This window comes from Clostridium paraputrificum AGR2156, assembly GCF_000424025.1.
GTDB lineage: Bacteria > Bacillota > Clostridia > Clostridiales > Clostridiaceae > Clostridium > Clostridium paraputrificum.
In genome coordinates this window covers 65,099-90,734 of sequence record NZ_AUJC01000005.1, presented here as the reverse complement: position 1 = coordinate 90,734, position 25,636 = coordinate 65,099, and the positions used below count along the sequence as shown (strand labels likewise).

27 protein-coding genes are annotated in these 25,636 nt (G+C 29.7%); 1 reads left to right on the top strand and 26 read right to left on the bottom strand.

Features of this window, described 5'->3' with window-relative positions; translation table 11 throughout:
* Positions 1 to 2: 2 nt before the first annotated feature.
* Genes G594_RS0105550 through G594_RS0105530 form a run of 5 tightly spaced genes read right to left on the bottom strand, consistent with a single transcriptional unit; the run spans position 3 to position 4,345 of the window.
* Entirely contained in the window at positions 3 to 410 is a 408-nt protein-coding gene (locus tag G594_RS0105550) for a type II secretion system protein (protein ID WP_034865929.1), read from the bottom strand.
* Positions 403 to 867 (bottom strand): type II secretion system protein, encoded by a 465-nt coding sequence (locus G594_RS18400; RefSeq protein ID WP_034865928.1) that lies wholly within the window; start codon positions 865 to 867, stop codon positions 403 to 405. Before G594_RS18400 ends, G594_RS0105550 begins: the two co-directional genes overlap by 8 nt.
* Positions 868 to 1,899: a type II secretion system F family protein gene (locus G594_RS0105540; protein WP_027097671.1), complete on the bottom strand. Its 1,032-nt coding sequence runs from the start codon at positions 1,897 to 1,899 to the stop codon at positions 868 to 870.
* A complete protein-coding gene (locus tag G594_RS0105535; protein ID WP_081663570.1) occupies positions 1,889 to 3,301 on the bottom strand; it encodes a GspE/PulE family protein in 1,413 nt (470 codons plus the stop codon). Before G594_RS0105535 ends, G594_RS0105540 begins: the two co-directional genes overlap by 11 nt.
* Before the next feature lie 39 nt (positions 3,302 to 3,340).
* Positions 3,341 to 4,345 (bottom strand): hypothetical protein, encoded by a 1,005-nt coding sequence (locus G594_RS0105530; RefSeq protein ID WP_027097669.1) that lies wholly within the window; start codon positions 4,343 to 4,345, stop codon positions 3,341 to 3,343.
* Between the two features lie 247 nt (positions 4,346 to 4,592).
* On the opposite strand from G594_RS0105530, the gene G594_RS0105525 reads away from it, so the two are divergent.
* On the top strand, positions 4,593 to 6,335 hold the full coding sequence (locus G594_RS0105525) for an Rqc2 family fibronectin-binding protein (RefSeq protein WP_027097668.1): 1,743 nt from the start codon (positions 4,593 to 4,595) through the stop codon (positions 6,333 to 6,335).
* Between the two features lie 33 nt (positions 6,336 to 6,368).
* On the opposite strand, the gene G594_RS0105520 is transcribed toward G594_RS0105525, so the two are convergent.
* The 21 genes from G594_RS0105520 to ychF form a co-directional block, all read right to left on the bottom strand.
* Positions 6,369 to 7,538 (bottom strand): THUMP domain-containing class I SAM-dependent RNA methyltransferase, encoded by a 1,170-nt coding sequence (locus tag G594_RS0105520; protein ID WP_027097667.1) that lies wholly within the window; start codon positions 7,536 to 7,538, stop codon positions 6,369 to 6,371.
* A 12-nt stretch (positions 7,539 to 7,550) separates the two neighbouring features.
* Positions 7,551 to 8,087 (bottom strand): bifunctional pyr operon transcriptional regulator/uracil phosphoribosyltransferase PyrR, encoded by a 537-nt coding sequence (gene pyrR / locus G594_RS0105515; RefSeq protein WP_027097666.1) that lies wholly within the window; start codon positions 8,085 to 8,087, stop codon positions 7,551 to 7,553.
* 12 nt (positions 8,088 to 8,099) lie between these two features.
* Positions 8,100 to 9,017: an RluA family pseudouridine synthase gene (locus G594_RS0105510; RefSeq protein WP_027097665.1), complete on the bottom strand. Its 918-nt coding sequence runs from the start codon at positions 9,015 to 9,017 to the stop codon at positions 8,100 to 8,102.
* Between the two features lie 113 nt (positions 9,018 to 9,130).
* Complete coding sequence (locus tag G594_RS0105505; protein ID WP_027097664.1) at positions 9,131 to 9,736, bottom strand: DivIVA domain-containing protein; 606 nt, start codon at positions 9,734 to 9,736, stop codon at positions 9,131 to 9,133.
* Positions 9,737 to 9,751: 15 nt separating this feature from the next.
* Entirely contained in the window at positions 9,752 to 10,519 is a 768-nt protein-coding gene (locus tag G594_RS0105500; protein ID WP_027097663.1) for a YlmH family RNA-binding protein, read from the bottom strand.
* A gap of 2 nt (positions 10,520 to 10,521) precedes the next feature.
* A complete protein-coding gene (locus G594_RS0105495; RefSeq protein ID WP_027097662.1) occupies positions 10,522 to 10,782 on the bottom strand; it encodes a YggT family protein in 261 nt (86 codons plus the stop codon).
* Positions 10,783 to 10,791: 9 nt separating this feature from the next.
* The gene (locus G594_RS0105490; protein WP_027097661.1) at positions 10,792 to 11,250 is read right to left on the bottom strand and encodes a cell division protein SepF; all 459 of its coding nucleotides are present in this window, start codon (positions 11,248 to 11,250) and stop codon (positions 10,792 to 10,794) included.
* Positions 11,251 to 11,925, bottom strand: a complete 675-nt coding sequence (locus G594_RS0105485) for a YggS family pyridoxal phosphate-dependent enzyme (protein ID WP_027097660.1) — start codon at positions 11,923 to 11,925, stop codon at positions 11,251 to 11,253. It abuts the gene before it with no gap.
* A 91-nt stretch (positions 11,926 to 12,016) separates the two neighbouring features.
* Complete coding sequence (locus tag G594_RS0105480; RefSeq protein ID WP_027097659.1) at positions 12,017 to 12,745, bottom strand: DUF881 domain-containing protein; 729 nt, start codon at positions 12,743 to 12,745, stop codon at positions 12,017 to 12,019.
* A 9-nt stretch (positions 12,746 to 12,754) separates the two neighbouring features.
* The gene (locus G594_RS0105475; RefSeq protein ID WP_027097658.1) at positions 12,755 to 13,096 is read right to left on the bottom strand and encodes a small basic family protein; all 342 of its coding nucleotides are present in this window, start codon (positions 13,094 to 13,096) and stop codon (positions 12,755 to 12,757) included.
* A 13-nt stretch (positions 13,097 to 13,109) separates the two neighbouring features.
* Positions 13,110 to 13,838 carry a DUF881 domain-containing protein gene (locus tag G594_RS0105470; RefSeq protein ID WP_027097657.1) on the bottom strand — a complete coding sequence of 243 codons (729 nt, stop codon included), beginning with the start codon at positions 13,836 to 13,838 and terminating at the stop codon, positions 13,110 to 13,112.
* An 11-nt stretch (positions 13,839 to 13,849) separates the two neighbouring features.
* Positions 13,850 to 14,596: a cell division protein FtsQ/DivIB gene (locus G594_RS0105465; RefSeq protein ID WP_034865923.1), complete on the bottom strand. Its 747-nt coding sequence runs from the start codon at positions 14,594 to 14,596 to the stop codon at positions 13,850 to 13,852.
* Between the two features lie 266 nt (positions 14,597 to 14,862).
* A complete protein-coding gene (gene spoVE / locus G594_RS0105460; protein ID WP_027097655.1) occupies positions 14,863 to 15,984 on the bottom strand; it encodes a stage V sporulation protein E in 1,122 nt (373 codons plus the stop codon).
* Between the two features lie 25 nt (positions 15,985 to 16,009).
* Positions 16,010 to 16,984 (bottom strand): phospho-N-acetylmuramoyl-pentapeptide-transferase, encoded by a 975-nt coding sequence (mraY, locus tag G594_RS0105455; RefSeq protein WP_027097654.1) that lies wholly within the window; start codon positions 16,982 to 16,984, stop codon positions 16,010 to 16,012.
* Positions 16,985 to 17,020: 36 nt separating this feature from the next.
* On the bottom strand, positions 17,021 to 18,385 hold the full coding sequence (locus tag G594_RS0105450) for a UDP-N-acetylmuramoyl-tripeptide--D-alanyl-D-alanine ligase (RefSeq protein WP_027097653.1): 1,365 nt from the start codon (positions 18,383 to 18,385) through the stop codon (positions 17,021 to 17,023).
* A gap of 92 nt (positions 18,386 to 18,477) precedes the next feature.
* Positions 18,478 to 19,935: a UDP-N-acetylmuramoyl-L-alanyl-D-glutamate--2,6-diaminopimelate ligase gene (locus tag G594_RS0105445; protein WP_027097652.1), complete on the bottom strand. Its 1,458-nt coding sequence runs from the start codon at positions 19,933 to 19,935 to the stop codon at positions 18,478 to 18,480.
* 40 nt (positions 19,936 to 19,975) lie between these two features.
* Positions 19,976 to 22,195, bottom strand: a complete 2,220-nt coding sequence (locus tag G594_RS0105440) for a stage V sporulation protein D (protein WP_027097651.1) — start codon at positions 22,193 to 22,195, stop codon at positions 19,976 to 19,978.
* 63 nt (positions 22,196 to 22,258) lie between these two features.
* The gene (locus G594_RS0105435) at positions 22,259 to 22,756 is read right to left on the bottom strand and encodes a hypothetical protein (RefSeq protein ID WP_027097650.1); all 498 of its coding nucleotides are present in this window, start codon (positions 22,754 to 22,756) and stop codon (positions 22,259 to 22,261) included.
* A gap of 34 nt (positions 22,757 to 22,790) precedes the next feature.
* Positions 22,791 to 23,723 (bottom strand): 16S rRNA (cytosine(1402)-N(4))-methyltransferase RsmH, encoded by a 933-nt coding sequence (gene rsmH / locus G594_RS0105430; protein WP_027097649.1) that lies wholly within the window; start codon positions 23,721 to 23,723, stop codon positions 22,791 to 22,793.
* A gap of 12 nt (positions 23,724 to 23,735) precedes the next feature.
* On the bottom strand, positions 23,736 to 24,164 hold the full coding sequence (gene mraZ, locus G594_RS0105425) for a division/cell wall cluster transcriptional repressor MraZ (protein WP_027097648.1): 429 nt from the start codon (positions 24,162 to 24,164) through the stop codon (positions 23,736 to 23,738).
* Positions 24,165 to 24,362: 198 nt separating this feature from the next.
* A complete protein-coding gene (gene ychF, locus G594_RS0105420; RefSeq protein ID WP_027097647.1) occupies positions 24,363 to 25,460 on the bottom strand; it encodes a redox-regulated ATPase YchF in 1,098 nt (365 codons plus the stop codon).
* Between the last annotated feature and the right edge of the window lie 176 nt (positions 25,461 to 25,636).

Below are 25,636 nucleotides of genomic sequence, written 5' to 3'. Positions count from 1 at the left end.
ATTTATAAGCTTCCCCTTACCTTTTGCTCTAATACCTTTTCACCACCCTCTAACCTTATGACAAACTCTTTTCTTTCATCACTAAATTCTATCAGCAAAAAATTACTTTCCTCACTATATGCAATATCTAACAAGTCCTTACTTTTTAACTCTTCAAGTAAATTTTTATCATATGGAATCTTAACCTTATTGCTAACAGCCTTATTTTTAAATTTATCTTTATCTAAGTTGTATCTTATTTCATTTACTATTGCATGAAAGCATTCATAAGTTTCTCTATCTTCTTTTTCCTTTTGTAGATATTTATTTGCTGAAATTGCTAAATTAAAAGCTAGAAGTCCAATTATACTTAATATAAAAAGACCAGCTACTAATTCTAAAAGTATATTTCCCTTTTCTTTTCTAACCATTTTTTCTTTTACCCACATAAATATTATTCACTGTTGGATTAATAGAGAGCTGATATTTATTGTTTCTGCTATCTTTAAGAAGTGTAGTTTTAGATTGTACTATTCCGTATTTACTAATATCATAGCTATCAACTATCGGATAAGATAAAACATAATCATTATCAATCATTATACTCTTTTCCAATTCCCTTTTAATCTTAGTGTCACCTCCGCTACTAAATAAAATAATAAACTTATCTTCATATTCTCTTAATTTTATAGTCCCAATAACACCATTGTTCTTGCAATAATCTCTTCCATAACAAAAAGTGTCCTCTAACTCATATAAAAAATTCTCTACTTTTATATTTTCCTCAAAACTTTTATAAAGATTATAACCACTAAAGCTAAATGAAAGTATAATCCCAAGTATTAGCATTACTACTACCAATTCTATAAGCGTATATCCCTTCTTCAACTACATAACTCCTCCATAAATCATATCGAACATAGGTAATACAAATACCCATATAAATACCAAAACCCCAAGAGCCATAGTTATGATTAAAGTTGGTTGAATTAATGATAAGAGCTTTGAAATACTCTCTTTTGTTCTCTTTTCCAATCTCTCTTCTGCCTTTTTTACCCTTACTGTAAGTGACCCACTATTCTCACCAAGCTTTATCATTGATATTGAATACTTAGATAGGAAACTTAAATTACTTATGCACTCACTAAGTTCTTTTCCCTTTAATATCTCTTCATTTATTCCCTTTAAAATGTCGCTTAGAAATTTTATATCATTTGAATCTGAGCAGTAACTAAAACCTATTGGCAAAGATACACCACTATCTAAAATTAATGACAAAATCAACATAAATATAAATTCTTCTAACTCTTTCACAATTTTTACTTTTCTAATGAACTTAAATCTTCCTTTAAAGTATTTTGAAACTTGAAAAATTATTAATGGAATTATAGGTAGATAGCATATAACGCTTACTATAGACAAAATAGGACTATCATTAAAACTTAGTTTTAAATTATATAAGAATTCGGCAACTTTTGGCGCCTCACTTCCTGCATTTTTATAACTCTCATAAAAAGATGGAATAAGTACAAATGCTAAAAAAACTCCTAATAAAATTAAAGTACCTATTAAAAAGCTGGGATATATTAAAGCATTTTTTATTTCTTTTTTTATGTTACCTAGTTTAGAGTAGAACATTTCAAGCTTATTAAAGGTTCTTCCTAGCTGGCCACTGTTTTCTCCTACCTTTAATATTCCAATAAAAAGTCCTGGATATAGTTCATCAAACTTACTAAAAGCTTCACTTAAGCTTTTTCCTAGTAAAATATCGTTACGAATATAAGTTATACTATTTTTATAATTTTTACTTAAGGGTAATTCATTTAATAGCTCTAGTCCATCACCTATAGCTATACCATCTTCATACAAGCTCCCCAAGTTTTCAGCTATTATTGTTAAATCACCATAGCTAATCTTCATTTAATTCTTCCCCTTCTAAAATACTTAAATAATCGTAATAATCAATTACCCCTTTTAAAAGTAAATCTCTTAAGCTACTTACCATCTGACAGTTGGAAAGTAAATCTTCCTTTTCATATATTTTACTAAGCTCACCTTTTAACTTCTTATCTATATGATAAACAGATGCAATTAGTTGCCTACCAATATATCCACTATTATTGCAAATATTGCAGCCACACTTTTTGTATATTTCTATACTTTCTCCATTAAGGTCTATAACTCCAATTTCCTCTTTACATTTACATAATAGCTTTATTAACCTTTGAGAAATAATACCTACTAAAGCATCTTTTATTAGGTAGCCCTTTACTCCCATTTCTTCAAGCCTTAAATACACTTCTCTTGGTGATTTCGTATGTATTGTAGAATACACCTTATGCCCTGTTATTGCAGATCTAACAGCCATTTTCGCAGTTTCTTCGTCTCTAATTTCTCCAACCATTATCACATTAGGATCCTGTCTTAATAGACTACGCAAACCTTCAACAAAGGTAAGTCCAATTTTATAATTTAAATTCACTTGATTTATCCCCTTCATTGTTACCTCAACTGGGTCTTCGAGGGTTGATATATTTATATCGTCATCCTTTATTTCATTTAGAATTGTATAAAGTGTTGTTGATTTACCACTTCCTGTTGGTCCATTAACTAGCACAAGTCCATTTTTAAGTCTAATAATTCTGCTTAATGTTTCTTGCTGTTCCCTAGTAAACTGTAAATCTTCTATAGGGGTTAAAAATCTATCACTATAAAGAATTCTAAGAACAATTTTCTCTCCATATATAACTGGCACTGTAGATAATCTACAATTATATTTTTTATCCTTACACCACATAAAAAGCTTCCCATCCTGGGGTCTTCTTTTTTCCGTAATATCCATGTCAGCCTTAATTTTTAATCTAGATGATATTTTTTGATAATCCTCTAAACTTAATTTTCTTACTAATGTTAATGAGCCATTTATTCTAAATCTAATATTTAACCCATTTTCTTCTGGTTCATAGTGTATATCACTTGCATTACATGCTATAGCTTCTTCAAATATCACTGCTTCTATATCTTCCATTTTAAAATTCAACATATTCTGAATTAGCTCTAAAATTTCATCTTTTTCTCTATAAATAAGTTTTATTTTCTTGTTAAACAAAAAACTTAATATATCAATTATTTCATTATTGGGTGTTTCTGTTGCTGCAATATAAACATTTTTTTCATCTTCATAAATAGGTAAGATTCCATACTCTTTTGCTTGATTTATAGACAATTTTCTTGCTACTCTTATATCTATTTTATCTATTAATCTATCATTATTTGACAACTTTACACCTCCACTTCTAGAACCTTGCCATCTTGGCCACATAATATACAAAAAAATAAAAATAGGTAAGATTTCTCTTACCTATTTTACAAAAGAATATTCATTTTTAGATTCTGAAACTTTTCTTATTGTTCCATCTTTGCTTATACTATATATTTCTTCTAGTTCAGGATCTGAATTACTTCCAATGAATAAAATATTTCCATCTTCATCTACTGCCAATCCATATCTAGTTGCTTTAATACTACTAGGAAAATCAAAGATTAGCCTATAATGCTTACCATCTTGTAACTTATATATAGATAATATTCCATCATTAAATTCACCTAAAACATAATAATTTCCATCAACATTAACTATATCATACAATCTAGTTATATCTTTAGATATAGTTTTCACTTCACTAGTTTTACTATTAATAACTTGAAGTATTTTCTCATCATTAATCGTTTCCTGTAATATAACTATACCTTCAGAATCTGTACTTAAATACTGAACTATACCCCCATCAATATTATAAAGTAACTTTTCTTCACTACTTTCTAGATTATATGTAAAAATGCCATTAACTCCTTCATTATTTACTCCATAGTAAACTAAAGTATTAGAATCTATCCAATCTAAATAATGACCTGATATACCTGTATCAGTATTAAAATCTACATATTCACCATTTGATAACCTAATTACCTTATAGGTAGTAACCCCATCTATATTTCTATATAATGATAGATATTCACCACTTGGAGACATTTTTAGTCCATCATCTCCAATTTCAATATTTGAAAGCTCAATTATTTTACCACTATAAAAAGCAATATACTTACCATCTTTTTGTGCAATATAATTATCGCTATTATGCTCATATAATCCTATTACTTCATCATCATTAACCTTCTCATACTTCCCTTGTCTATAGTTATAATTTGAATAATTTCCCCCGTCATTTTCTATAATTGCTCCCTTATTTAACTTAATCCCTTCCACCATTTCAACATCATCACTAGGTTTACTACATGACATTAAAAATAAAGAACAGAATAAAATACCTATTGTCCCAACTCTCCTACTTCTACTAATCTTCATCTCTTCTCCCTCAAATCACATTCAGTATTATATTCTATACATTTCTATATATAAAAGCACTATTTCCGTATTACATAATACTCTTTAATATGACCAATTACAATATATTTTATTAATATATTTACTTCTATCTTTTCATTAATAATTCCTTCTTATTTTGCCAATAAAAATATTACAAATTCATTACACTTAACTTACCATATTTTTAATGGTATACTAAGTTTATTATATTGAAAGGAAGAATAATATGGCACTAGACGGAATATTTTTAAACAGTTTAATTAATAATCTTAAAGATGTATTAATAGACAGTAAAATAGATAAAATTAATCAACCTGAAAAAGATGAGGTAATATTAACTATTAGAAAAGATAGAAAGAATTATAAACTTCTTATATCTGCTTCATCAAAATTTCCAAGGATTCATTTTACTGAAACTTCTAAAGAAAATCCTCTTAAAGCACCAATGTATCTTATGGTTTTAAGAAAGTATCTTACATCTGGTAGAATTGTTGACGTGTATCAAAAAGATGGAGATAGAATTGTAATAATTAAAGTAGAATCAAGGGATGAACTTGGATTTGATAGTGAATATTCTCTTATAGTTGAAATAATGGGTAGACACTCTAACATTACTTTAGTTAGAAATAGAGATAATAAAATAATGGAATCTATAAAACATATAACACCAGATATTAATAGTTATAGAGTATTATATCCTGGAGCTACTTATGTTGAACCACCCAAGTCTACAAAACTAAATCCTTTTAGCCTAGATATAAATGAAATGACTAATTTTATTAAGGAAAATAACTTAGAATATAATGATTTATTTTTCTCTAAGCTTTTAACAGGAGTTTCAAAACCACTTTCAAAAGAGCTTTATGAAAATTCTTTAAAAGAAAATATATCTACTAGTAATATTTCATCATTATATAAATATACAACAAGTTCAATAAATGATATTTGTAACCATCCTTCCTTTAATATTATTACGGATTCTGATGGTATATATAAAGACTTTTATTGTGCTAATTTAAATTCATACTATAATGGTTATAAAAATATAAAATATGAAAATCCATCTATTATTCTTGATGATTTCTTTAGAACTAAAGATAAACAAGATAGATTAAATAATAGATCCATTTCCCTTCAAAAATTAATACATACTAATATAGATAGATGTAATAAAAAGTCTAAAATATTAAATGGAAATATTGAAGAAGGTGGAAAGAAAGATGGCTATAAAATAAAGGGTGATTTACTTACTTCTTATATTTATATGATAAAGCCTGGAGATGATAAAATCTCCTTACTAAACTTTTATAACGATAAGGAAGAAGAATATTTAACTATTTCCCTTGATCCTAATAAAAGTCCTTCTGAAAATATTCAAAAGTACTATAAAAAATATAATAAATTAAAAAAATCTGAGGAATGGGCCTTAGAGCAGCTTGAAAAGAACGAAGATGAATTAAATTATTTAAATTCTGTTTTAACAAATATATTAAATGTAGAATCATATGATGAAATTGAACAAATTAAAAAGGAATTAATGGAAACAGGATATATTAAATTTAAAAATACATCTAAAGGTAATAAAAAAGTAAAGGATAGCAAGCCTCTACACTTCTTATCATCTCAAGGCATAGATATTTATGTAGGTAAAAATAACTTACAAAATGATTACCTAAGCCTTAAGTTTGCAAATAGAAATGATATGTGGCTTCACACAAAAAACATTCCTGGATCACATGTAATTATACAAGCAAATCCTGTAGATGAAATTACTTTAGAGGAAGCTGGAATTATAGCTGCCTATTATAGTAAAGGTAAAAATGATTCTAAAGTATCAGTTGATTATACAGAAGTTAAAAACTTAAAGAAACCAAATGGGGCTAAACCAGGTATGGTTATATATTATACTAATAAAACTATGTTTGTAGATCCTAAGGACTATGAAAGTTTAAAAATACAAAAACTATAATAAAAGAACCAGAGAAAATCCTCTGGTTCTTTTTTAGCTATTTCTAATCATTTCTTGTATTACAGTACTACCTTCATTCTTAATTAAATCATTATCAAAGTATTGATAGTAATAACATTTTAATTTACCATTGAATAATTTTCTGTTCTTTGTTGCCTTTCTTCCAAATGGCTTCTCAAAACCTTCATATGATGTAAGAATATTAAATTCCCAATTTTTATAATCTTCCTTATACTTTCCAAACTTTCTATAAAGCTCTTCAACTTCTCTCTTATCACTTAATCTTTCACCATATGGTGGATTAGAAATTATAAATCCATATTTTCTCTTATTAGAAAACTCTCTAAAATCTCTCTTATGAAATTCTATCCACTGACTTACTCCTGCTTTAGCTGCATTATTTTCTGCTGTTCTTAAAACCCATGTATCAATATCATACCCAACAAGCTTAATATCTTTATTTTTTATAGATTTTCTTGCTCCATCTCTAACTCCATTAAAAATGTACATAGGCATAGTTGGCCATGTTTCACATACAAATTCTCTATTTAATCCTGGTGCTATATTTTGAGCAATCATAGCAGCCTCAATTAAGATTGTCCCTGAACCACAGAAAGGATCTATAAGTTCATAAGAATCTTGCCATCTTGATTGAAGTATCATGGCTGCTGCTAAAGTTTCTTTTAAAGGTGCAGCTCCTGAATTTTCTCTATATCCTCTCTTATGTAACCCTGAACCAGATGTATCTATTGTTAAGGTTACCTTATCTTTTAATATGGCAACCTCTATTTTATATACAGGCCCATCTTCTTTAAATTCTGTTATACCGTAAGCTTCACTCATGCTAGTTATAATAGCTTTTTTAACAATTGATTGACAATCAGGAACACTATATAAAGTTGACTTCACTGACTTTCCTACAACATGCATCTTACCGTTCTTAGGTATTAATTTACTCCAATTTACCTTCTTTGTTCCTTGGAATAATTCTTCAAAGCTTCTAGCTTCAAACTCTGCCATTTTAATTAAAACTCTATCAGCGGTTCTTAAATGAATATTAGCAATAGCAATATCCATCTCATCTCCTTTAAAATGCACCTTACTTGTATCAACCTTAACATCATCATATCCTAAAGCTCTTAATTCTTTAGCTGTTATACCTTCTATACCAAAAGTAGTGGTAGCAATTAAATCAAAATCCATATGTTATTCTCCTTAGTCTTCATAAATCTTTACTGAATCTTCGTTGTCTATTTCTTTTATACTTACTGCAATTTTCTCATTCTTTGACGTAGGAATATTTTTACCAACATAATCAGCTCTTATTGGAAGTTCCTTATGTCCTCTATCTATTAATACTGCTAATTGTATTCCTTGAGGTCTTCCTGTATCAATAACTGCATCAATTGCAGCTCTAACTGTTCTACATGTATATAACACATCATCTACTAATACTACTTTTTTATTATGAATATTTACACCTAGGTCTATATTTTTTACTTTTGGAGACTCTCCAGTTAATGTTAAATCATCTCTGTAGAAAGTTATGTCTACACTTCCTACTGGTACATTTATTCCTTCAATATTATTAATTTCTACAGCAATTCTTTGAGCTAAAGGATATCCCCTTCTTTTTATCCCTACTAAAACTATATCTTCAACACCTTTGTTTCTTTCAATAATTTCATGAGATATTCTTATTAAACTTCTTTTTATAGCTTTATCATCAAGCAAGTTAGCTTTTAAATTCATAGCTTACCCTCCCTATACAACTTCACTTCTTAGTTTTTCCAACATTTTTTCAAAATATAATGGTAATTCAGATGAGAATTCCATATATTCTTTTGTTCTTGGATGAATAAATCCTAATGTTTTAGCATGTAGCATCTGACCATCCTGTCTATATTTACTCTTCTTAAATCCATATAATGGATCTCCAACTAGAGGATGACCTATAGAAGACATATGAACTCTAATTTGATGAGTTCTTCCTGTTTCCAAAACACATTTTACTAATGTAGTATTCTTATATCTTTCTACTACTGTATAATGAGTTACAGCTCTTCTTCCACCTTCTACAATTCCAATTTTCAATCTATCCTTCTTACTTCTTGCTAAAGGCTTATCAATAGTACCTTCATCCTCTTTAATTCTACCCTCAACTAAGGCATAATACTCTCTTTTCATAGAATGATCTCTTAATTGATCTGATAAAAAGTTATGAGCCTCATCATTCTTAGCAACAATTAAAACGCCTGTGGTATCCTTATCAATTCTATGAACAATACCAGGTCTTATAACTCCGTTTATAGAAGATAAATCATTACAATGATATAACAAAGCATTTACTAAAGTTCCATTATAGTTACCTGGAGCAGGATGTACAACCATTCCTTGAGGTTTATTAACAACTATTACATCCTTATCTTCATATAGTATATCTAATGGTATGTTTTCTGCTTCTACTTTTAAATGTACAGGTTCTGGCATAATAACTTTCACTTCATCAAAAGCCTTTAATTTATAATTACTTTTTATATTATTGTCATTAACTAATATATTTCCTTTTTCAATTAAGCCCTGTATAAACGATCTTGACTTATCCTTAAAAATTTGTGATAAGTATTTATCAATTCTTTCTCCTTCAAAGTCAGCACTAATATTAAAAATAGTTTCTTCCATTCGTTAAACTCCTCTGTTTCTATTCCATAACATTATAATATACCTATGTTTAGCCGGTCAACTTATGACATTAAAAACACCACAACATTTGTTGTGGTGTTATATGTATAATACTAATCTTCTTTAGAAGCAAAGAAACTCTTTATTTCGTCTATATTGTCAGTTAGAATATCTTCTTCTATTGTTTTAAATGATTCTTCATTAAATTGAACTTCGCTATCAATTGCAGCTTCATCCTCTACAGGAGTTGAAATATTATAATTCTTAGTTACGTCCTTTTCTAAATCATCAAAGGTTTCTAACTGAGTATTTATAAAGTTTCTAAACTTAGCTCTAAATTTAATAAATTCTTGTTTTACTCTATCATATTCATCATTTATTTGAATAACATCTGCATGAGCTTTATCAACTATTCTTTGTGCAGTTTCATTTGCATTCTTAACTACTAGTTCTGCCTCTTTTTCTGCTGAACTCTTTGCTTGATCCGCAGCATTTTGTGCTAAAACTAAAGTATTTTGAATAGTACTTTCGATTTTAGAGTAATGTTCTATTTGCTCTGTTAATGTGGTAACCTTCTCTCTTAATTTGGAATTATCTTTGTATAATTCTTCATAGTTTTCTACTACTTCATCTAAAAATTCATCAACTTCCTCTGGATTATACCCTCTTAATCCTCTTTTAAATTCCTTATTATTAATGTCCATTGGCGTAAGTTTCATAAAATCCCACCTCTATTATGTATATTTTTTTATAATTACTTTATATTTACCACTTTTACTATTCCCAACTATATCTCCCAAAATAAACTTTCCAACTCCTCTTATAGTTATTCTCTCACCACTTAATACCTCTTTGCTTTTATCTCTAATGGTATTATAATCAATTAAAACTTTACCTGCTTCTATTACATCTTGTGCTTTGCTTCTAGATAACTTCATTACCTTAGATACTATAGAATCTAGCCTTAAAGATGGTATTAAAATAATCTCTTCCTTAAATTCAGGTGTAAAAGGAATAAAATCCTCTTCTAAAAGAATAACCTTACAAGGTGATTTACCTACTGTTTCTAAATTACTTATTATATAATCAGCAATTTCTTCACATACAGGTAAATAGCATTCACCACTTTTTATAATTAAATCTCCAAGTTTATTTCTCTTTATCCCCAAAGCTAAAATTGATCCTAAATAATCTCTATGACTAGGTGTTGTAAACTTAGATGTATTTATTATTTTTAATATTTTCATAGGAAATGGAATTTCATAAATATTATTGAAAGATATCATTCTTCTCTCTGCATCTTCAAAAAATCCAGATGATGTTACTTTAAAATCATTAGTGCTTGTAAACTTCTCAAAAAACTTCCATATGTTAGGTGGATAAAAGTTATTACCAAACAAGGGTATATCCTTTTCATAGGACAACTCATATTTTTCATATAAGTTTAAAACTTCTAACCTATCCTCTTCATTGAAACTTTGTAATAGAGTCTTCTTATCCATTGTTAAAATATCATATACAATAGTCTTTCAACTATTTGAATCGCAAATATTGCAAATATTGGTGATAAGTCAATAGGTAAGTTTCCTAAAAACTTATATTGTATTTGCCTAAAAGGTTCTAACACTGGGGAAGTTATACTATTTAAAAATCTCATTATTTCATTGCCTCTATCTTGAATAATCCATGATCCTAGGCATTCTATAACTATTATTACTTCTAGTACTCTAAAAAAAGTAGAAATTAGATTTAGTAACATTCCCATTATACCCACCTACTTTGTCCAACTAAATAATGCTTTTGAGCTTAATTCACTCTTTAATTCATTCGTTACTTCTACATTTGATGGTGAAAGTATATATACACCCTTTTCAATTTCCTGAAGTTCTCCACCTAAAGCATAGCAAGATCCACTAATGAAATCTAATAATCTTTGAGCTATTCTAATTTCAAGAGCTGTTGTATTTACAAGAACTATTCTTCTATTTTTTAATGCATCACATATTTCTGTAGCTTCTTCATATGCTACCGGTTTAGTTATAGTAACTTTTGCAGATGATGAAGTATGAATATTTACAACTTTATTATTCTTTTTATTTTGGATAACAGGTTCAATAGCTTCCTCTAATCCATCTTCATCTTCTAATTCGTCTAAATCGTCGAACTCCTCATCATACTCATCGTATTCTCCAAACCCTAAAAATGATTTTAATTTTGTTTTCATGTCACTCATTTACTTTTCCTCCTGTAAATTATAATTTCTCTTTCCGAAGATTCCCTCTCCAATTCTAATTAAATTTGATCCTTCTTCTATAGCAATATGATAATCATGTGTCATTCCCATAGACAAAATTTCCATTTGTATATTTTTAAATTCCTTATTTTTTAATGAATCAAAAATATCCTTTACCTTTTTAAAATAATACCTATTGCTCTCTTCATTTCCCTTTGGTATAACAGCCATTATCCCTTTTACTTTAACAAATTTACATTTTTCAATCGCTTCTATTAAAGTATCTAAGTCTTCCTCAAGTAGACCACCCTTACTTTCTTCACGACCAATATTTATCTGAATTAAAGTATCAGCTATAATATTCTTTTTACCAAATTCCTTTTCTATAACTTCTAATAACTTAATACTAGAAAGGGAATGAATAAGAAAAGTTTTCCCCACCAAATATTTCACTTTATTAGTTTGAAGGTTTCCAATAAAATGCCATCTTACATCTTTATAAAAATTTTCAAACTTATCTTTAAGTTCTTGGACTTTATTTTCTCCAAAATCCCTAATTCCTGCATTATATGCTTCCTCTAGTTCATTTAGAGGTTTAGTCTTAGAAACCGCTAATAGCGTAACTTCATTTGGTATATTACATCTCAAACTTTCTATATTATTCTTTATATCCATAGCCGTTTCCCTCCTAACAAGAGTAACTAATACTTTACTATAAAGTAATTCTGCATAAAAGTTAAATATCCTTCATAATATTATAAAAATATTATTTATTAATGTCTTCTTCAGCATATTCTACAGCATGATTGCTAGCTGCTGGCATTATAATTTCATCACTTTTTTCAACTGTAACGTCCAAACCTCTAAATTGCTTCAATACTCTTAAATGGCTTCCCTCTGAATTTAGGGATTCTTCCATTAACTCTGCATTTCCTATTACATAAATTTTAAAAGGTGCTGCCTCTCTATCTCCATCATCAAATCCTAAAAAGGCACTATTACATACAACAGCAGTATTAGGTGTTACTCTATGGTTGTTTACCGAAATAGCCTCTGCACCACTACCTCTTAGCTCATTTATTAATAAAGCCATATCACTATCATGCAATATCTTATTCATTACTTCATAATCTGTATCTTCATCATAGTTAATAATAGCATCATTAATTGTAATTATAAGTCCAGGCCCTTTTACCTCATTGAGCCCTGTTAACATCCCATAATCACCTAACTGATTTCTCATATCTTCTAATACTTTTCCATTCATTTTATCATCATTTTTATACTTATCTATCTTCTCTTGAAATTCTCTATTGCTTTTTTGTAATAAACTTATTTGCTTATATAGCTGTGTTCTCTCTTCAATAGCATCTTGATATTCCTTTGCTGTTAATTGCTTTGAAGCTATCCCGTCAAAATTGAAGTTAATTGCAATTAATATACCTACTATCAGTGTTCCAATGAAAAGAGCAATCTTTGCGCTCTTATTTTTCATTTAATCACCTCATTGCCTACTTTTATATTTTTCTATGATTAATCTTCTTATAATAGCAAAGTTATCAAATATTCTTCCACCAAAAACAATAACTGCTGCTATATATATAGGAATTCCTAATTTATCCCCCAAATAAGCTAATGCTGCTGCTAACACTGCATTTCCAAAAAATCCAGATATAAATATATCTGCTTGAAAATTCTTTGACAAATTAGCTCTTACTGCACCAAAAACTGAATCTAAGCAGGCAAGAATAGCTACTGACATATATGGTGAAAATCTTTCTGGTATATTTACATCAAAAACAACCCCTAATATAATTCCAAATAAAAGTCCTATGATTGCTATCATTAATTCTTCCTCCTTACTCCTTTACTGGTGTAATAAAATCGGTTCTATATGACTCTGTAGTTTTTTCAATAAATATATCATCTACAACCTTATAGGTAACATCATAATTATCCAAAGCACCAAACTTTAAAGCTCCAGGAAAATCTAATGCTACATTTAGCTTAGTTTTATCTCCTATGGCTTTTATAACAATAGTTTCTTTAGGACTTACCTTTCTTCCCGATGTTCCTATCCATATTATACTAGTTCCAGAAGAGTTCATTATACCAGTTTGAGCAGTTACTCTATAATCGTTAATAGATATAGCCTCTGCTCTAGCATACCATAAGGTATTTACTAAATGTACAAGTTCAGCACTTCCTAAATCCACACTTGTATCAGTAGCATTGCTAAATATCGGTGTCTTAGGTTTTATAGTAACTATAATCCCTGGCCCTTTAACATCCACTGTTCCAAGCTGTATTCTTGCATTATCAAGTGCTTTCTTTACTTCTAAGTCAACCTTACCATTTTCTGTAGCACTCTCTTCTAATTTTTTTATTTCCTCTGTAAGTTTTGAGTTTGTAGATGCTAACTCTTCTTTTTCTTTCTTTAAACTTTCAACTTCACTTATTATATCAGTATTATTTATGTTGCCATCAGTACCATCCTTTTTAGCAAGCATTTTAAACTGATATGCAAGTAAGAATCCTAATAATGCACATACTACTGCAACAAATATTTGTGATGTTTGCTTTTTCATCTTACTCCTCCTTATTTATAATCTGGTGAGCCTTCATGGCCAACTTTTATATATTCCTTTGGTTTTGCATGAATATATATATTCATAGCATCACTTAACTTTTTTGTTAAGTTTTCATCATTTCCTAATAATACTTGGATATCACCAAAATAAATTTTCATATTTGCCATATCATTAACATCCAAGGATGTAATACTAACACCCTTATTATCTTTTTGCATTTTCTCTTCAGCTTTATATAGTAAATTTAATACTTTTTCTAACCTTGTATTTTCCTCTATTTTCATCCCAACTTCTTTATCTTTAATATTTAGTCCTTTTATTTCAATTAAGTTTTTCCCATCTAAAGAATTTGTTCTTTCTAATAAATGTAAATCTTCAGAAATTATATCAAAGCTATTTCCATTCTTTTGATAATATATACCTTTCTTTTCGTTTACATTAACCTCTAAGGTTTTTGGTAACTTTTTGGATATTGTAACTGTATTTACATATGGATTTTGCATTAACTTTTTTATTAGTTCATCTTTATTAAAAGTAATTATATTACTACCCTTAACTTCTTCTGCATTTGTTTTAACAAACTCTCCTGTTATTAAAGAATCTCCTTTATACACTATTTTATTTACCGTAAAAAACTCCGTTTTGTAAGCTAGAAAAGTTCCTATTCCTAATAATAATATAAGGAGTAATATGCATTTCTTAATTAATCTTTTTTTTCTCTTTTTTCTTATATAAATATTGTTGCTTTTTACCATAATCCATCCCTATTCCAAACTTTTTATAAATTAACATAATATACACTTTTCCTTCTTATATCATACCACTTTATATTACCTATTTCATTAAAAAAATATGATAATTAAGATATTTTTTATAATTATCTATTTAATCTCCCTTTACTTTTTTATAAATAATTGTATAAAAAAGGTGTGGTAAATATTTATTTTTTCCTTTCGTACTTAAAGTTTTACACTTTTATATATAAAAAATACTACTGCACATTTTGTACAGTAGTATCTTATTAATCTTCTTTACCTACACGCTGTCTAGATATATTTAATAACACGCCCATTGCCGTCATGGTTATAGCTAATGATGTTCCACCATAACTTATAAAAGGAAGGGGAACTCCAGTTACAGGCATTGAACCAGTTACAACAGCTATATTTATTATTGCTTGGAATCCAATTATACTTGTAATCCCCATAGCTAGCAATGAACCGTAAGTATCTCTTGCTTCCATTGCCACCTTAACACCTCTCCAAATTAAAAATACAAATAGAGATATTATTACTAAGCACCCTATTAGCCCTAATTCTTCACCAATTATAGAGAATATAAAGTCATTATGTGGCTCTGGCATATATATTGTCTTTTGTCTTGATTGTCCTAAACCTAATCCTGTAAGTCCCCCTGCCCCTAAGGCATAAAAGGACTGGATAAGCTGATATCCTTTATCAGCTGCATCTTTCCAAGGATCTAAGAAATTTAGCATTCTATCTCTTCTATACTCCTCTCCTAAGGCAAAAACCAAGGCTGCTGCCACAAGGGTTGGAGCTACAACACCAAACATATGCTTATTCTGACCACCTGCTACAAATAGCAAAACAAAGGTTACTATCATAATAAGAGCTGCAACACTAAGATTCTTTTGAGCAAGAACCATACCTGCATAAAGACCACCTACACATAATGGTGGAATAACTCCATGCCAAAAATCTTTTATTCCATCACCTTTTTTAGTTAAATGCCAAGCTAAAAAGAGGACAACTACATATTTTGCCAACTCAGAGGGCTGAAAGGATAATGGTCCTAGCTTTATCCATCTATATGCACCATTTGTTGGCTCAAATAAGTAAACAGCAAAAAGTAATGGAACAGTAACTACCATTAATATTCCTGTTACTCTCTTTAACTTATGATAGTCAATAGCCATAAAAACAAATAAGGCTATTGCTCCTAAAGCACAAGCAATCAACTGTTTTTTTAAGAAGGCAGTACTATCATGTTGCTTAAACATTGCAAAATAAGAACTTGCCGAATATATCATTACAGTTCCTATAGCAACTAAAATAAGTACTGTATAAAAAATGCCATAATCTATAGTCCCCATTTTTCTTTTTTTGGGTCTACCTTTCATCATACATAAATCCTCCACCTATCTATTACTAAAGTGAAACAAAACCTATAATGCATAATATTAAAGTTATTATAGAGAATACTGTTACTATCTTTACTTCTGACCATCCACATTGTTCAAAATGGTGATGTAATGGAGCCATCTTAAACACTCTCTTTCCTGTTAACTTAAATGAAGTAACCTGAATAACTACTGAAAGTGTCTCAGCAACATAAATTCCTCCAACTATTAAAACTACTAGTGGAGTTTTTAATACCATCATAATTGTGGCTAATGCTCCACCTAATGCTAAAGATCCTGTATCACCCATAAACACCCTTGCTTTATATGCATTGAATTTTAAAAATCCTATTAATGCTCCCACTAAAGCTATAGCAAATACTGCTACGCTGTAATGCCCCATATTAAAGGCTAAAATACTAAAGAAAGTAAAAACTAAAACACTTACTGATGTAGCTAAACCATCTAATCCATCAGTTAAATTAACTGCATTAGTAATAGCTGCATAATAGAAAATTACAAAAGGTATGTATATCCACTTCAAATCTATAGCAAAATCTGCAAATGGTATTGATATTGATGTTCCTACAAACTTATAACCATAGTAAGCTAAAGCTACAGAAAATATTATTTGAAGTATAAACTTTTGTCCTGATTTTAATCCTTCATTTTCTTTATGAATAATCTTTAAAATATCATCTAAAAAACCTATAAGTCCAAAAGCTAGAGTTCCATATAAAACTATCATACCTTCACTAGTAAACTTATATCTCATTATTATCATTACCAAAGTAATAGAAATTAGAAATATTAATCCCCCAATAGTAGGTGTTCCAGCTTTCTTCATATGGCTTTGTGGCCCATCTTTTCTTATATTTTGACCAAACTTAAGTTTATGAAGCATTGGAATTATTATAGGCCCTAGTATTAATGAAAAAACTAGTCCTAACCCAAATGCTACTAATACTGTTCTATTAAAAAATCCACTAAATAATTCCCCCATCTTTTCTGCTGCTTTGTAAGCAGCTCACCTCCTTCGTTATATATCTAAATTTTCTAGGGCTTTTACTATTTCTTCAAACTTAACTCCCCTAGATGCCTTAATTATTATAGCATCTCCTTCTTTTATTACATTTCTTAAATCTTCTATTAAGTCTTCTTTTGTGTTATAAAGCTTAACACTATCCTTTTTAAACCCCATTTTATAGTTTTCTTTTTCTTCACCTGTTGAAATCAGTAGGTCTGCCTTATTAGTGGCATACTCACCAACTTCTTTGTGTGCCTTCTCTGACTCATTACCAAGTTCATTCATATTTCCTAAAATAGCTATCTTTCTTTTACCCTTTGTATTTTCTAATACATCTAGAGCAGCTTTCATTGAATCAGGACTAGCATTATAACAATCATTAATAATTGTAACCTTATCTTTATTAATAAATTGTAATCTCATAGAAGTAGCTTCTAAGTTGTCTAACCCCTTTATCATATCTTCATAGCTTACATTAAGTTCTCTACAAGCAGCTATACCAAGCAAAGCATTTAATACGTTATGTGCTCCTACCATAGGAAGATTAAATCTATATTCACCTTCTTGGCTTACTACAGTAAAGGATGTTTCTTTATCTGTTAGTTCAATATCTTTTGCTCTAAAGTTAAAACTTTCATCATATCCTGTTTTTATAAGTTTATAGAAATCACTTTCTACATTTGGAAGATACTCATCTTCTCCATTAACTATTAAAACATTATCCTTTGTAAAGAAATCTGTAATTTCCATCTTTGCTTTCAAGATATTTTCTCTTGTTTTTAAATTTTCAAGATGTGATAATCCAATGTTTGTTATAAGTCCAATATTAGGTCTTGAACATTCTGCAAGCTTATGTATCTCTCCTAAATCACTCATTCCTAATTCTAGAACAGCTACATCATATGTAGAATCTAATTGAAATACCATAAGAGGTAAACCAACTTCATTATTAAAATTTCCTTTAGTTTTAAACACCTTATACTTATTACTTAAAAAGGCTGCAACTAAATCTTTTGTAGATGTCTTTCCTGTAGATCCAGTTACTCCAATTACCTTTATTCCTAGTTTATTTCTATAATAGTGTGCAAGATCTAATAGAGCATCATATGTATTTTTGACTTTAATAATTATTCCTAAACCTTGAATATCCTCTAGACTACCTACAACTTCATCAATTATAGCTATGGATGCACCTTTTTCTAATGCATCTTTTGCATAGACATTACCATTAAAGTTTTCACCTTTTAATGCTATAAAAACATTGTCTTTTTCAATCTTTCTAGTATCAGTATTTACATTATTGAAATTTCTGTTTTCATTATCTACTAGAATTTCACCTTTTACTGCTAGTACTAATTCATCAAAGCTTAATTCCACGTTATCTACCTCTTCTTCCTATAACATTCAACAATATGTGGAATACTGCTTATGCAATATTCCACATAATTAATTATAATATAAATATTAAACTAATATTCCTTTTCTTTTTCCTTTAATATTTTATCAACAATTTCTCTTTCGTCAAAGTGTATTTTACCACTTTTTAATTCTTGATAAGTTTCATGACCTTTACCAGCAATTACAATTACATCTCCAGCTTGTGCTAAATCAATTGCTCTTTTAATGGCTTCTTTTCTATTTTCTATAACTTCATAGTTATTTTTATTTATCCCTTTAATAATATCGTCTATAATTCTTATAGGTTCTTCAGTTCTTGGGTTGTCAGAGGTTATTATTGAAATTTCAGAGAGTTCTGTTCCTATTTTCCCCATTTGAGGCCTTTTAACTTTATCCCTGTCTCCCCCACATCCAAATACAGATATTAGTCTATTTTTTTTAAATCCATTCACTGTAGTTAAAATATTATCTAATCCATCTGGTGTATGTGCATAGTCGATTATTATTGTATAAGGTAACTTATATTCTTTTCCTACTTTTTCACACCTTCCAGTAACAACAACATCTTTTATGCCCTTTTTTATTGATTCAATAGACACATTAAGAGCAAGGGAGGCCCCTATAGCACCAAGAGAATTATAAATATTAAACTCACCTGGCAATCCAACCTTTATAGTTTCTTTTTTTCCTTTAAGGTTAATATCATAAGTTGAAAATTCACTTTCACACTTTTCATTAAAGGCTTTATAATCTGATTCGCTTTTTACAGAATAAGATAGTGATTCTCCAGATATTTCATCTATTATTCTCTTTCCATAATTATCGTCAACATTTACAATACTTATACCACTTTCTTTAAAAAGCTTCAATTTAGCCTCGTAATAATTTTCAAAGGTTTTATGAAAATCAAGATGATCACGAGTAAGATTTGTAAATATACCAACATCAAAATTAATTCCATACACCCTATCAAGGGCTAGAGAATGTGATGATACTTCCATTACGCAATATTCACATTTTTTCTCTACCATCTCATGAAACAATTTGTAAAGTTCTAGTGATTCCGGCGTTGTTCTTTCTGAAGGTACTATTATATTTCCTATATGATTTGATATTGTTCCTACAAGTCCTACCTTATGTCCTTCTTTTTCTAAAATGCTTTTTATCATAAAGGTTGTTGTTGTTTTCCCGTTGGTGCCTGTAACTCCAATCATTTTCATTTTTTTATGAGGATTATTATAGAAGGTGGCAGAGACTATAGCTAATGCTTTCCTAGTCTCCTCCACCTTTACTATAGTTATTTCTTTATTTTCTAATTGTATATCTTCTTCACATACAATTACTTTTGCACCCTTTTTAACAGCTTCGTTAGCATACTTGTGTCCTTCATTCTTTAAACCTCTTATACAAAAGAAGATATCTCCACTTTTTATACGTCTGCTATCATAACTAATGCCATTTATATCTACATTTAAGTTACCTTGAATTATTGTATAATTGCTTTTTTCTAAAAGCTTTTGAAGAATCATTTTTTTACCTCTATTAATTATTAAAAGAAGTTCTTACTCATTAATCTCCATACTCATTGTTTAATTCTAGTTTAACTGTTGTTCCTTTTTCAATTAATTCACCATAAGGAATACTTTGACTTTGAACCATTCCTTCACCATCTACCGAATACTTAAGTCCTAGTGAGCCTAATAGAGCTGATGCTTTCTCTAAAGAATATCCTCTAATATCAGGCATTATAACTCTTGTTAAGTTTTCTGCTTCTCCCTCAGTATAAAGTGTTATTTTTGATCCTTCTTTTACTGCATATCCTGGGAATGGTGTCATTGATTTTACATATGATCCATTTCCAACAACTTCACACTCTAACTTTTGTTCTTTTATAATTTTTTTAGCTTCTTCTATATTCTTTCCTCTTACTTCTGGAACTGTAACTTCTTTTACTATTGAAACAGCATTTTCTGATGAGAACTTACCTTCCATGTAATTGAATATATTTGTAAATAAAGTTTTAGCATATGGTGTACATACAGGACCTGCATAATACACACCAGTTCCTGGTTCATCAACAGATACCATTATAGTTACCTTTGGATCATCTACAGGCGCCATACCTACAAAAGTTGATAAATATTTGGAAGATGAATAAGTACCATTTTCAACTTTTTGTGCAGTACCTGTTTTACCTCCAATATGATATCCCTCCATGAAAGTACCTTTTCCTGATCCTGAAGTAACAACTCTTTCAAGGTATTGTCTTAATTGAGCTGTATTCTCTTCAGATGCTAATTTCTTAGTTGTAGCTTCAAAAGATTCGTCCATTACTCTTGTTCCATTTTCATCTTTATGAGTAATTTCTTTCATTATATGAGGTTGAATCCATGTACCTCCATTAGCTACAGTATTAAATGCAGCCATATATTGAACAGAATTTACTGTGTTAGTTTGTCCAAAAGCTATTGTAACTAAGTCTGTAATAGACATATTTGCAGCCTTCTTTATAATTCCCTTTGCTTCACCTGGTAAATCCACACCAGAAATTTGTCCAAAACCAAACTTCTTAATATACTCAACTAAAGTTTCGCTACCTATTTTTTCACCAAGTTGCATAAATCCAACGTTACATGAATTTTGAATTATTTCTCCAAATGTTTGAGTACCATGTCCTCCAGACTTCCAACACTTTATTCTTCTATTACCATATGTTAGACTTCCATTACAGGTGAATGTATCATTTTCCGAAACTAAACCTTCTTCCATAGCAGTAATAGCAGTAATTACCTTAAATATAGATCCTGGTTCAAAGGTATCATTTACTAGCCTATTTCTCCACATTTTTTGAAGTTTTTCTCCATCAGTTTCTCCCACAAAATTTTCTATTCCATCATAAGGATTATTAGGATCAAAGTCAGGTTTATTTACCATAGCAAGTATTTCTCCTGTTTTGGGGTCCATTACTAAAACAGAAACTGCCTTAGCCTTATGATCAATTAATGCTTGGGATGCTACACTTTCAGCAAAAAATTGTATATTTTCGTCTATAGTTAAAGTTACATCTTTTCCATCAACTGGATTAGTAAATTGTGAAATTGTGTAAGGAAATCCTCCACTTTGACTTTCTAACTCAGTTATCTTTCTTCCTGGAACGCCAGAAAGTGCACTATCATATTGTAATTCTACTCCTGTAAGACCTTTACCATCACTATTAGTTGACCCTAAAACATGAGATAAAAAAGATCCATTAGGATAATATCTTTTTGTATCTGGCGAAACAATTATTCCAGACAATTTTTTTTCTTCTATTAATTTCTTTAAATTATCAGCTTGTTGTTTTTCTATTCTTCTTATTAAAGTAGCTGCACCTGCATCTTTACCACTTGGAAGTTTTGTATCCAACTTTTTTTGAACATCTTTAGTTTCCATACCTACTGCTTCAGCAATTAAAGGTGCAAGCTCTGCACTAGACTTATACCCTTTATTATTTTCTATACTTTTTTTATAGTATGCTCTAATTGCATTCAAGTCAAAATCAACTCTATAAACATTAGCAGAAACAGCTAATTCTACACCATTTCTATCTAATATTCTCCCTCTTCTAGCATCAATTTTTACTTCGCTTGTCCACTGTTCCTTTGCCATTGCAGAATATTCAGCATGTTTTCCAATCATTATGTAAGCTAGTCTTACACTCAAAACAAAGAATAGAAATGTCAACCCTACTAGAGCCAAACTCATTCTCTTCTTCATTGAAGCTTTGTCTCTGAATCTACTATTCTTCACTCATATTCCTCCATCTATCATTGTTCCGTAGCTAAGTCATATAAAATATAAGGGATGCTACTATTAATCTAGTGCATCCATTATTTTAGAAAACAATCCACTCTTATTATCTTTTGCATTAGTTTCATCATTTTCTAAATCTTCAAAATAGTTTCCCGATAAATCCATCTGTAACATTTCATCCTTTGTAGCTACTACCATCCCTAATTTCTCCTCAGCATTAGTTTTGATATTATCTAATGATGCTACTTTTAGGAGTTCAACTCTTAATGCTTCATTTTCATCATCAACGCTTTTAATTTCGCTATTAAGTTTTGCCAAATCACTTTGCATTGAATATACCTTAGTATCTCTTGCTATTGTTATAACACCTAGTATTGCAATTGCAGCGGCTATTTGACGTGCACCTTTTCTCTTACGTCTTTCCTCTTCAAGTTTTCTTCTCTTTCTTTCTCTCTTTGCCTTTTGTAGTTCCTCATATCTTTTTCTGTCAGGTTCACTACTTCTTCTTGGCTGAGTTGCTGTATTCCCTCTTATATATTCATACTCTTTTACTATCATTTTATTCACATCCCCATTTTTTTATAACTAATCTCTAAAATCTCTCTATAACTCTTAACTTAGCACTTCTACTTCTTGGATTTTCTTCTACTTCTTCTTTTGATGGTTCAATAGCTTTTCTTGATATAAGCTTAACTAAAGGTTTCTTCCCGCATACACAGATTGGGAACTCCTTTGGACAAGTACATGGATTTGCAAGTTCTCTAAACTTTAACTTTACAATCCTATCTTCTAAGGAATGGAAGGTTATAATTGCCATTCTTCCACCTTTATTTAGTCTATTCACCCCATCTTCAATAGCTTTATTTAGAATTTCCAGCTCCCCATTAACTTCTATTCTAATAGCTTGAAAGGTTCTTTTAGCCGGATGAGGACCTTCTCTTCTAGCTTTTGCAGGTATTGCTGCCTTTATTATGTCAACAAGCTCTAGAGTAGTTTCTATTGGCTTTTCTTCTCTTTTATTAACTATAAATTCCGCTACTCTTTTTGCAAACTTTTCCTCACCATAATCTCTTATAATTCTCCAAAGATCCTCCATGGAGTAACTATTAACTACGTCATAAGCAGAGAACTCTCTATCTCTGTTCATTCTCATATCTAAAGGAGCATCTTTCATATAACTAAATCCTCTTTCTCCCTCATCTAATTGATAAGAGGACACCCCAAGATCCATTAATATTCCATCAACTTTTGGTATTTCTAATTCTTCTAAAATACTATCTATATTATGAAAATTATTATGGACTAACTTCTTATTTTCATATTCTTTTAATCTTTCACCAGCTGCTTTTAAAGCATCTGTATCCTGGTCTATTCCTACCAATAAACCATCCTTTGATAACCTTTGTAATATATGAGATGAATGACCTGCTCCCCCTAGGGTACAGTCTACATAAATTCCATCATCTTTTATATTTAAGGCATCAAGACATTCATTTAATAAAACTGAAACGTGTTTAAATTCCATTGTCAAAACTCCTTATATTCCTAAGTCACTCATTTTTTCTGCAATTGATTCAAAATCAACATTAGAATCATTGTATTCTTGCCACTTTTCTTTACTCCATATTTCTACTCTAGTTAATACTCCTATACTTACTATTTCCTTTTCTATTCCTGCATATTCTTTAAGATTTTGTGGAATCAACCCTCTTCCTTGCTTGTCCATCTCTATTTCACATGCTCCTGCAAAGAAAAACCTTACAAAAGATCGAGCATCTCTATTGGTAAGAGGTAGAGTTTTCATCTTTTCTTCTAAATTTTTCCATTCATCTTGTGGGTAAGCATATAGGCATCCATCTAGCCCCTTTGTAATAACAAACTTATTACCTAGCTCCTCCCTTAACTTGGAGGGTACAATCATTCTGTTTTTACTATCTAAGGCATGTTGATATTCACCAATAAACATTTTTGTACTCCTCTATATACTTTATAGTGATTTTACTCTACTTTCAACCACTTTACACCACTTTTACCCACTTTTTTATAAATATTCGAGAAAACTTTCTAAATCCCTTCTATAATTGGAAAATAATTTGAATTTTTTTCAAAAAAAAATAGAAGAGACATCTAAAAAGATATCTCTTCTTTAAAGCTGTAATTTACTTTATACATTAAATCTAAAGTTAACTACATCTCCATCTTCCATTATATAGTCTTTTCCTTCTAATCTATAAAGACCTTTTTCTTTAGCTTTTGCTTCTGAACCACATTCAACTAAATCATCGTAAGCAACAACTTCTGCTCTTATAAATCCTCTTTCAATATCTGAGTGAATCTTTCCTGCTGCTTGTGGAGCTTTTGTTCCAGCTTTAATCGTCCAAGCTCTTACTTCTTGAACACCAGCTGTTAAGAAACTCATAAGTCCTAATAATTTATAAGAAGCTCTTATAAGCTTATCTAATCCTGATTCATCTAATCCATATTCTGATAGCATTTCTGCCTTTTCTTCTTCATCAAGTCCTGATAATTGTTCTTCAAGACTAGCACATACTATCATAACTTCTGCCTTTTCAGCCTTAGCATATTCTTGGACTTTCTTTACATAATCATTTTCTAAATTTCCACTCATTAAATCATCTTCAGATATGTTACATGCATATAAAACTGGCTTCGAAGTTATTAAGAATAAACTTTTTACAAATACCATTTCTTCTTCAGTAAAATCTAATGATCTAGCTGGTAAATTCTTTTCTAATTGAGCCTTTATTTTTTCCATTATTGCATATTCTGCCTTAGCTGCTTTGTCACCAGATCTAACAAGCTTTAATGATTTTTCCATTCTTCTTTCTAGAATTTCTAAATCTGAGAATATAAGCTCTAAATTTATAGTTTCTATATCTCTTATTGGATCAACGCTTCCTTCTACGTGAACAACATTTTCATCATCAAAACATCTAACAACATGTACTATTGAAGCTACTTCTCTTATATGAGAAAGGAACTTATTTCCTAGACCTTCTCCTTTAGACGCTCCTTTAACTAGTCCTGCAATATCATAGAATTCTATTGCTGTATAAACTTTTCTTTTAGTATTATACATTTTTTCTAGTACATCTAATCTCTTATCTGGTACTGATACAACACCAACGTTTGGTTCTATAGTACAGAATGGATAGTTAGCTGATTCTGCTCCTGCCTTTGTAATTGCGTTAAATAAGGTACTTTTCCCTACGTTTGGTAAACCTACTATTCCTAATTTCATATTCTTACATTCCTTTCTTCCTAAAAACATTCCACCTAATGTCGTAAAAAATGGTTTAAAAGCTATTAGTGTTTTAAACTTCCAACTTTTAAACCATTGCTTTTCCTAAATATGCAATGTTACTTAACTTAAATGCATCCACTGTTTACATCATAAGTCTAATTATATGTATTTAT

Bases quoted from the DNA above. Each gene is read 5' to 3' on its own strand.
- G594_RS0105550 (WP_034865929.1), bottom strand. From the start codon at position 410: ATGGTTAGAAAAGAAAAGGGAAATATACTTTTAGAATTAGTAGCTGGT.
- G594_RS0105540 (WP_027097671.1), bottom strand. From the start codon at position 1,899: ATGAAGATTAGCTATGGTGATTTAACAATAATAGCTGAAAACTTGGGG.
- G594_RS0105535 (WP_081663570.1), bottom strand. From the start codon at position 3,301: ATGTGGCCAAGATGGCAAGGTTCTAGAAGTGGAGGTGTAAAGTTGTCA.
- G594_RS0105530 (WP_027097669.1), bottom strand. From the start codon at position 4,345: ATGAAGATTAGTAGAAGTAGGAGAGTTGGGACAATAGGTATTTTATTC.
- G594_RS0105525 (WP_027097668.1), top strand. From the start codon at position 4,593: ATGGCACTAGACGGAATATTTTTAAACAGTTTAATTAATAATCTTAAA.
- G594_RS0105520 (WP_027097667.1), bottom strand. From the start codon at position 7,538: ATGGATTTTGATTTAATTGCTACCACTACTTTTGGTATAGAAGGTATA.
- pyrR (WP_027097666.1), bottom strand. From the start codon at position 8,087: ATGAATTTAAAAGCTAACTTGCTTGATGATAAAGCTATAAAAAGAAGT.
- G594_RS0105510 (WP_027097665.1), bottom strand. From the start codon at position 9,017: ATGGAAGAAACTATTTTTAATATTAGTGCTGACTTTGAAGGAGAAAGA.
- G594_RS0105505 (WP_027097664.1), bottom strand. From the start codon at position 9,736: ATGAAACTTACGCCAATGGACATTAATAATAAGGAATTTAAAAGAGGA.
- G594_RS0105500 (WP_027097663.1), bottom strand. From the start codon at position 10,519: ATGGATAAGAAGACTCTATTACAAAGTTTCAATGAAGAGGATAGGTTA.
- G594_RS0105495 (WP_027097662.1), bottom strand. From the start codon at position 10,782: ATGGGAATGTTACTAAATCTAATTTCTACTTTTTTTAGAGTACTAGAA.
- G594_RS0105490 (WP_027097661.1), bottom strand. From the start codon at position 11,250: ATGAGTGACATGAAAACAAAATTAAAATCATTTTTAGGGTTTGGAGAA.
- G594_RS0105485 (WP_027097660.1), bottom strand. From the start codon at position 11,925: ATGGATATAAAGAATAATATAGAAAGTTTGAGATGTAATATACCAAAT.
- G594_RS0105480 (WP_027097659.1), bottom strand. From the start codon at position 12,745: ATGAAAAATAAGAGCGCAAAGATTGCTCTTTTCATTGGAACACTGATA.
- G594_RS0105475 (WP_027097658.1), bottom strand. From the start codon at position 13,096: ATGATAGCAATCATAGGACTTTTATTTGGAATTATATTAGGGGTTGTT.
- G594_RS0105470 (WP_027097657.1), bottom strand. From the start codon at position 13,838: ATGAAAAAGCAAACATCACAAATATTTGTTGCAGTAGTATGTGCATTA.
- G594_RS0105465 (WP_034865923.1), bottom strand. From the start codon at position 14,596: ATGGTAAAAAGCAACAATATTTATATAAGAAAAAAGAGAAAAAAAAGA.
- spoVE (WP_027097655.1), bottom strand. From the start codon at position 15,984: ATGATGAAAGGTAGACCCAAAAAAAGAAAAATGGGGACTATAGATTAT.
- mraY (WP_027097654.1), bottom strand. From the start codon at position 16,984: ATGGGGGAATTATTTAGTGGATTTTTTAATAGAACAGTATTAGTAGCA.
- G594_RS0105445 (WP_027097652.1), bottom strand. From the start codon at position 19,935: ATGATTCTTCAAAAGCTTTTAGAAAAAAGCAATTATACAATAATTCAA.
- G594_RS0105435 (WP_027097650.1), bottom strand. From the start codon at position 22,756: ATGATAGTAAAAGAGTATGAATATATAAGAGGGAATACAGCAACTCAG.
- rsmH (WP_027097649.1), bottom strand. From the start codon at position 23,723: ATGGAATTTAAACACGTTTCAGTTTTATTAAATGAATGTCTTGATGCC.
- mraZ (WP_027097648.1), bottom strand. From the start codon at position 24,164: ATGTTTATTGGTGAATATCAACATGCCTTAGATAGTAAAAACAGAATG.
- ychF (WP_027097647.1), bottom strand. From the start codon at position 25,460: ATGAAATTAGGAATAGTAGGTTTACCAAACGTAGGGAAAAGTACCTTA.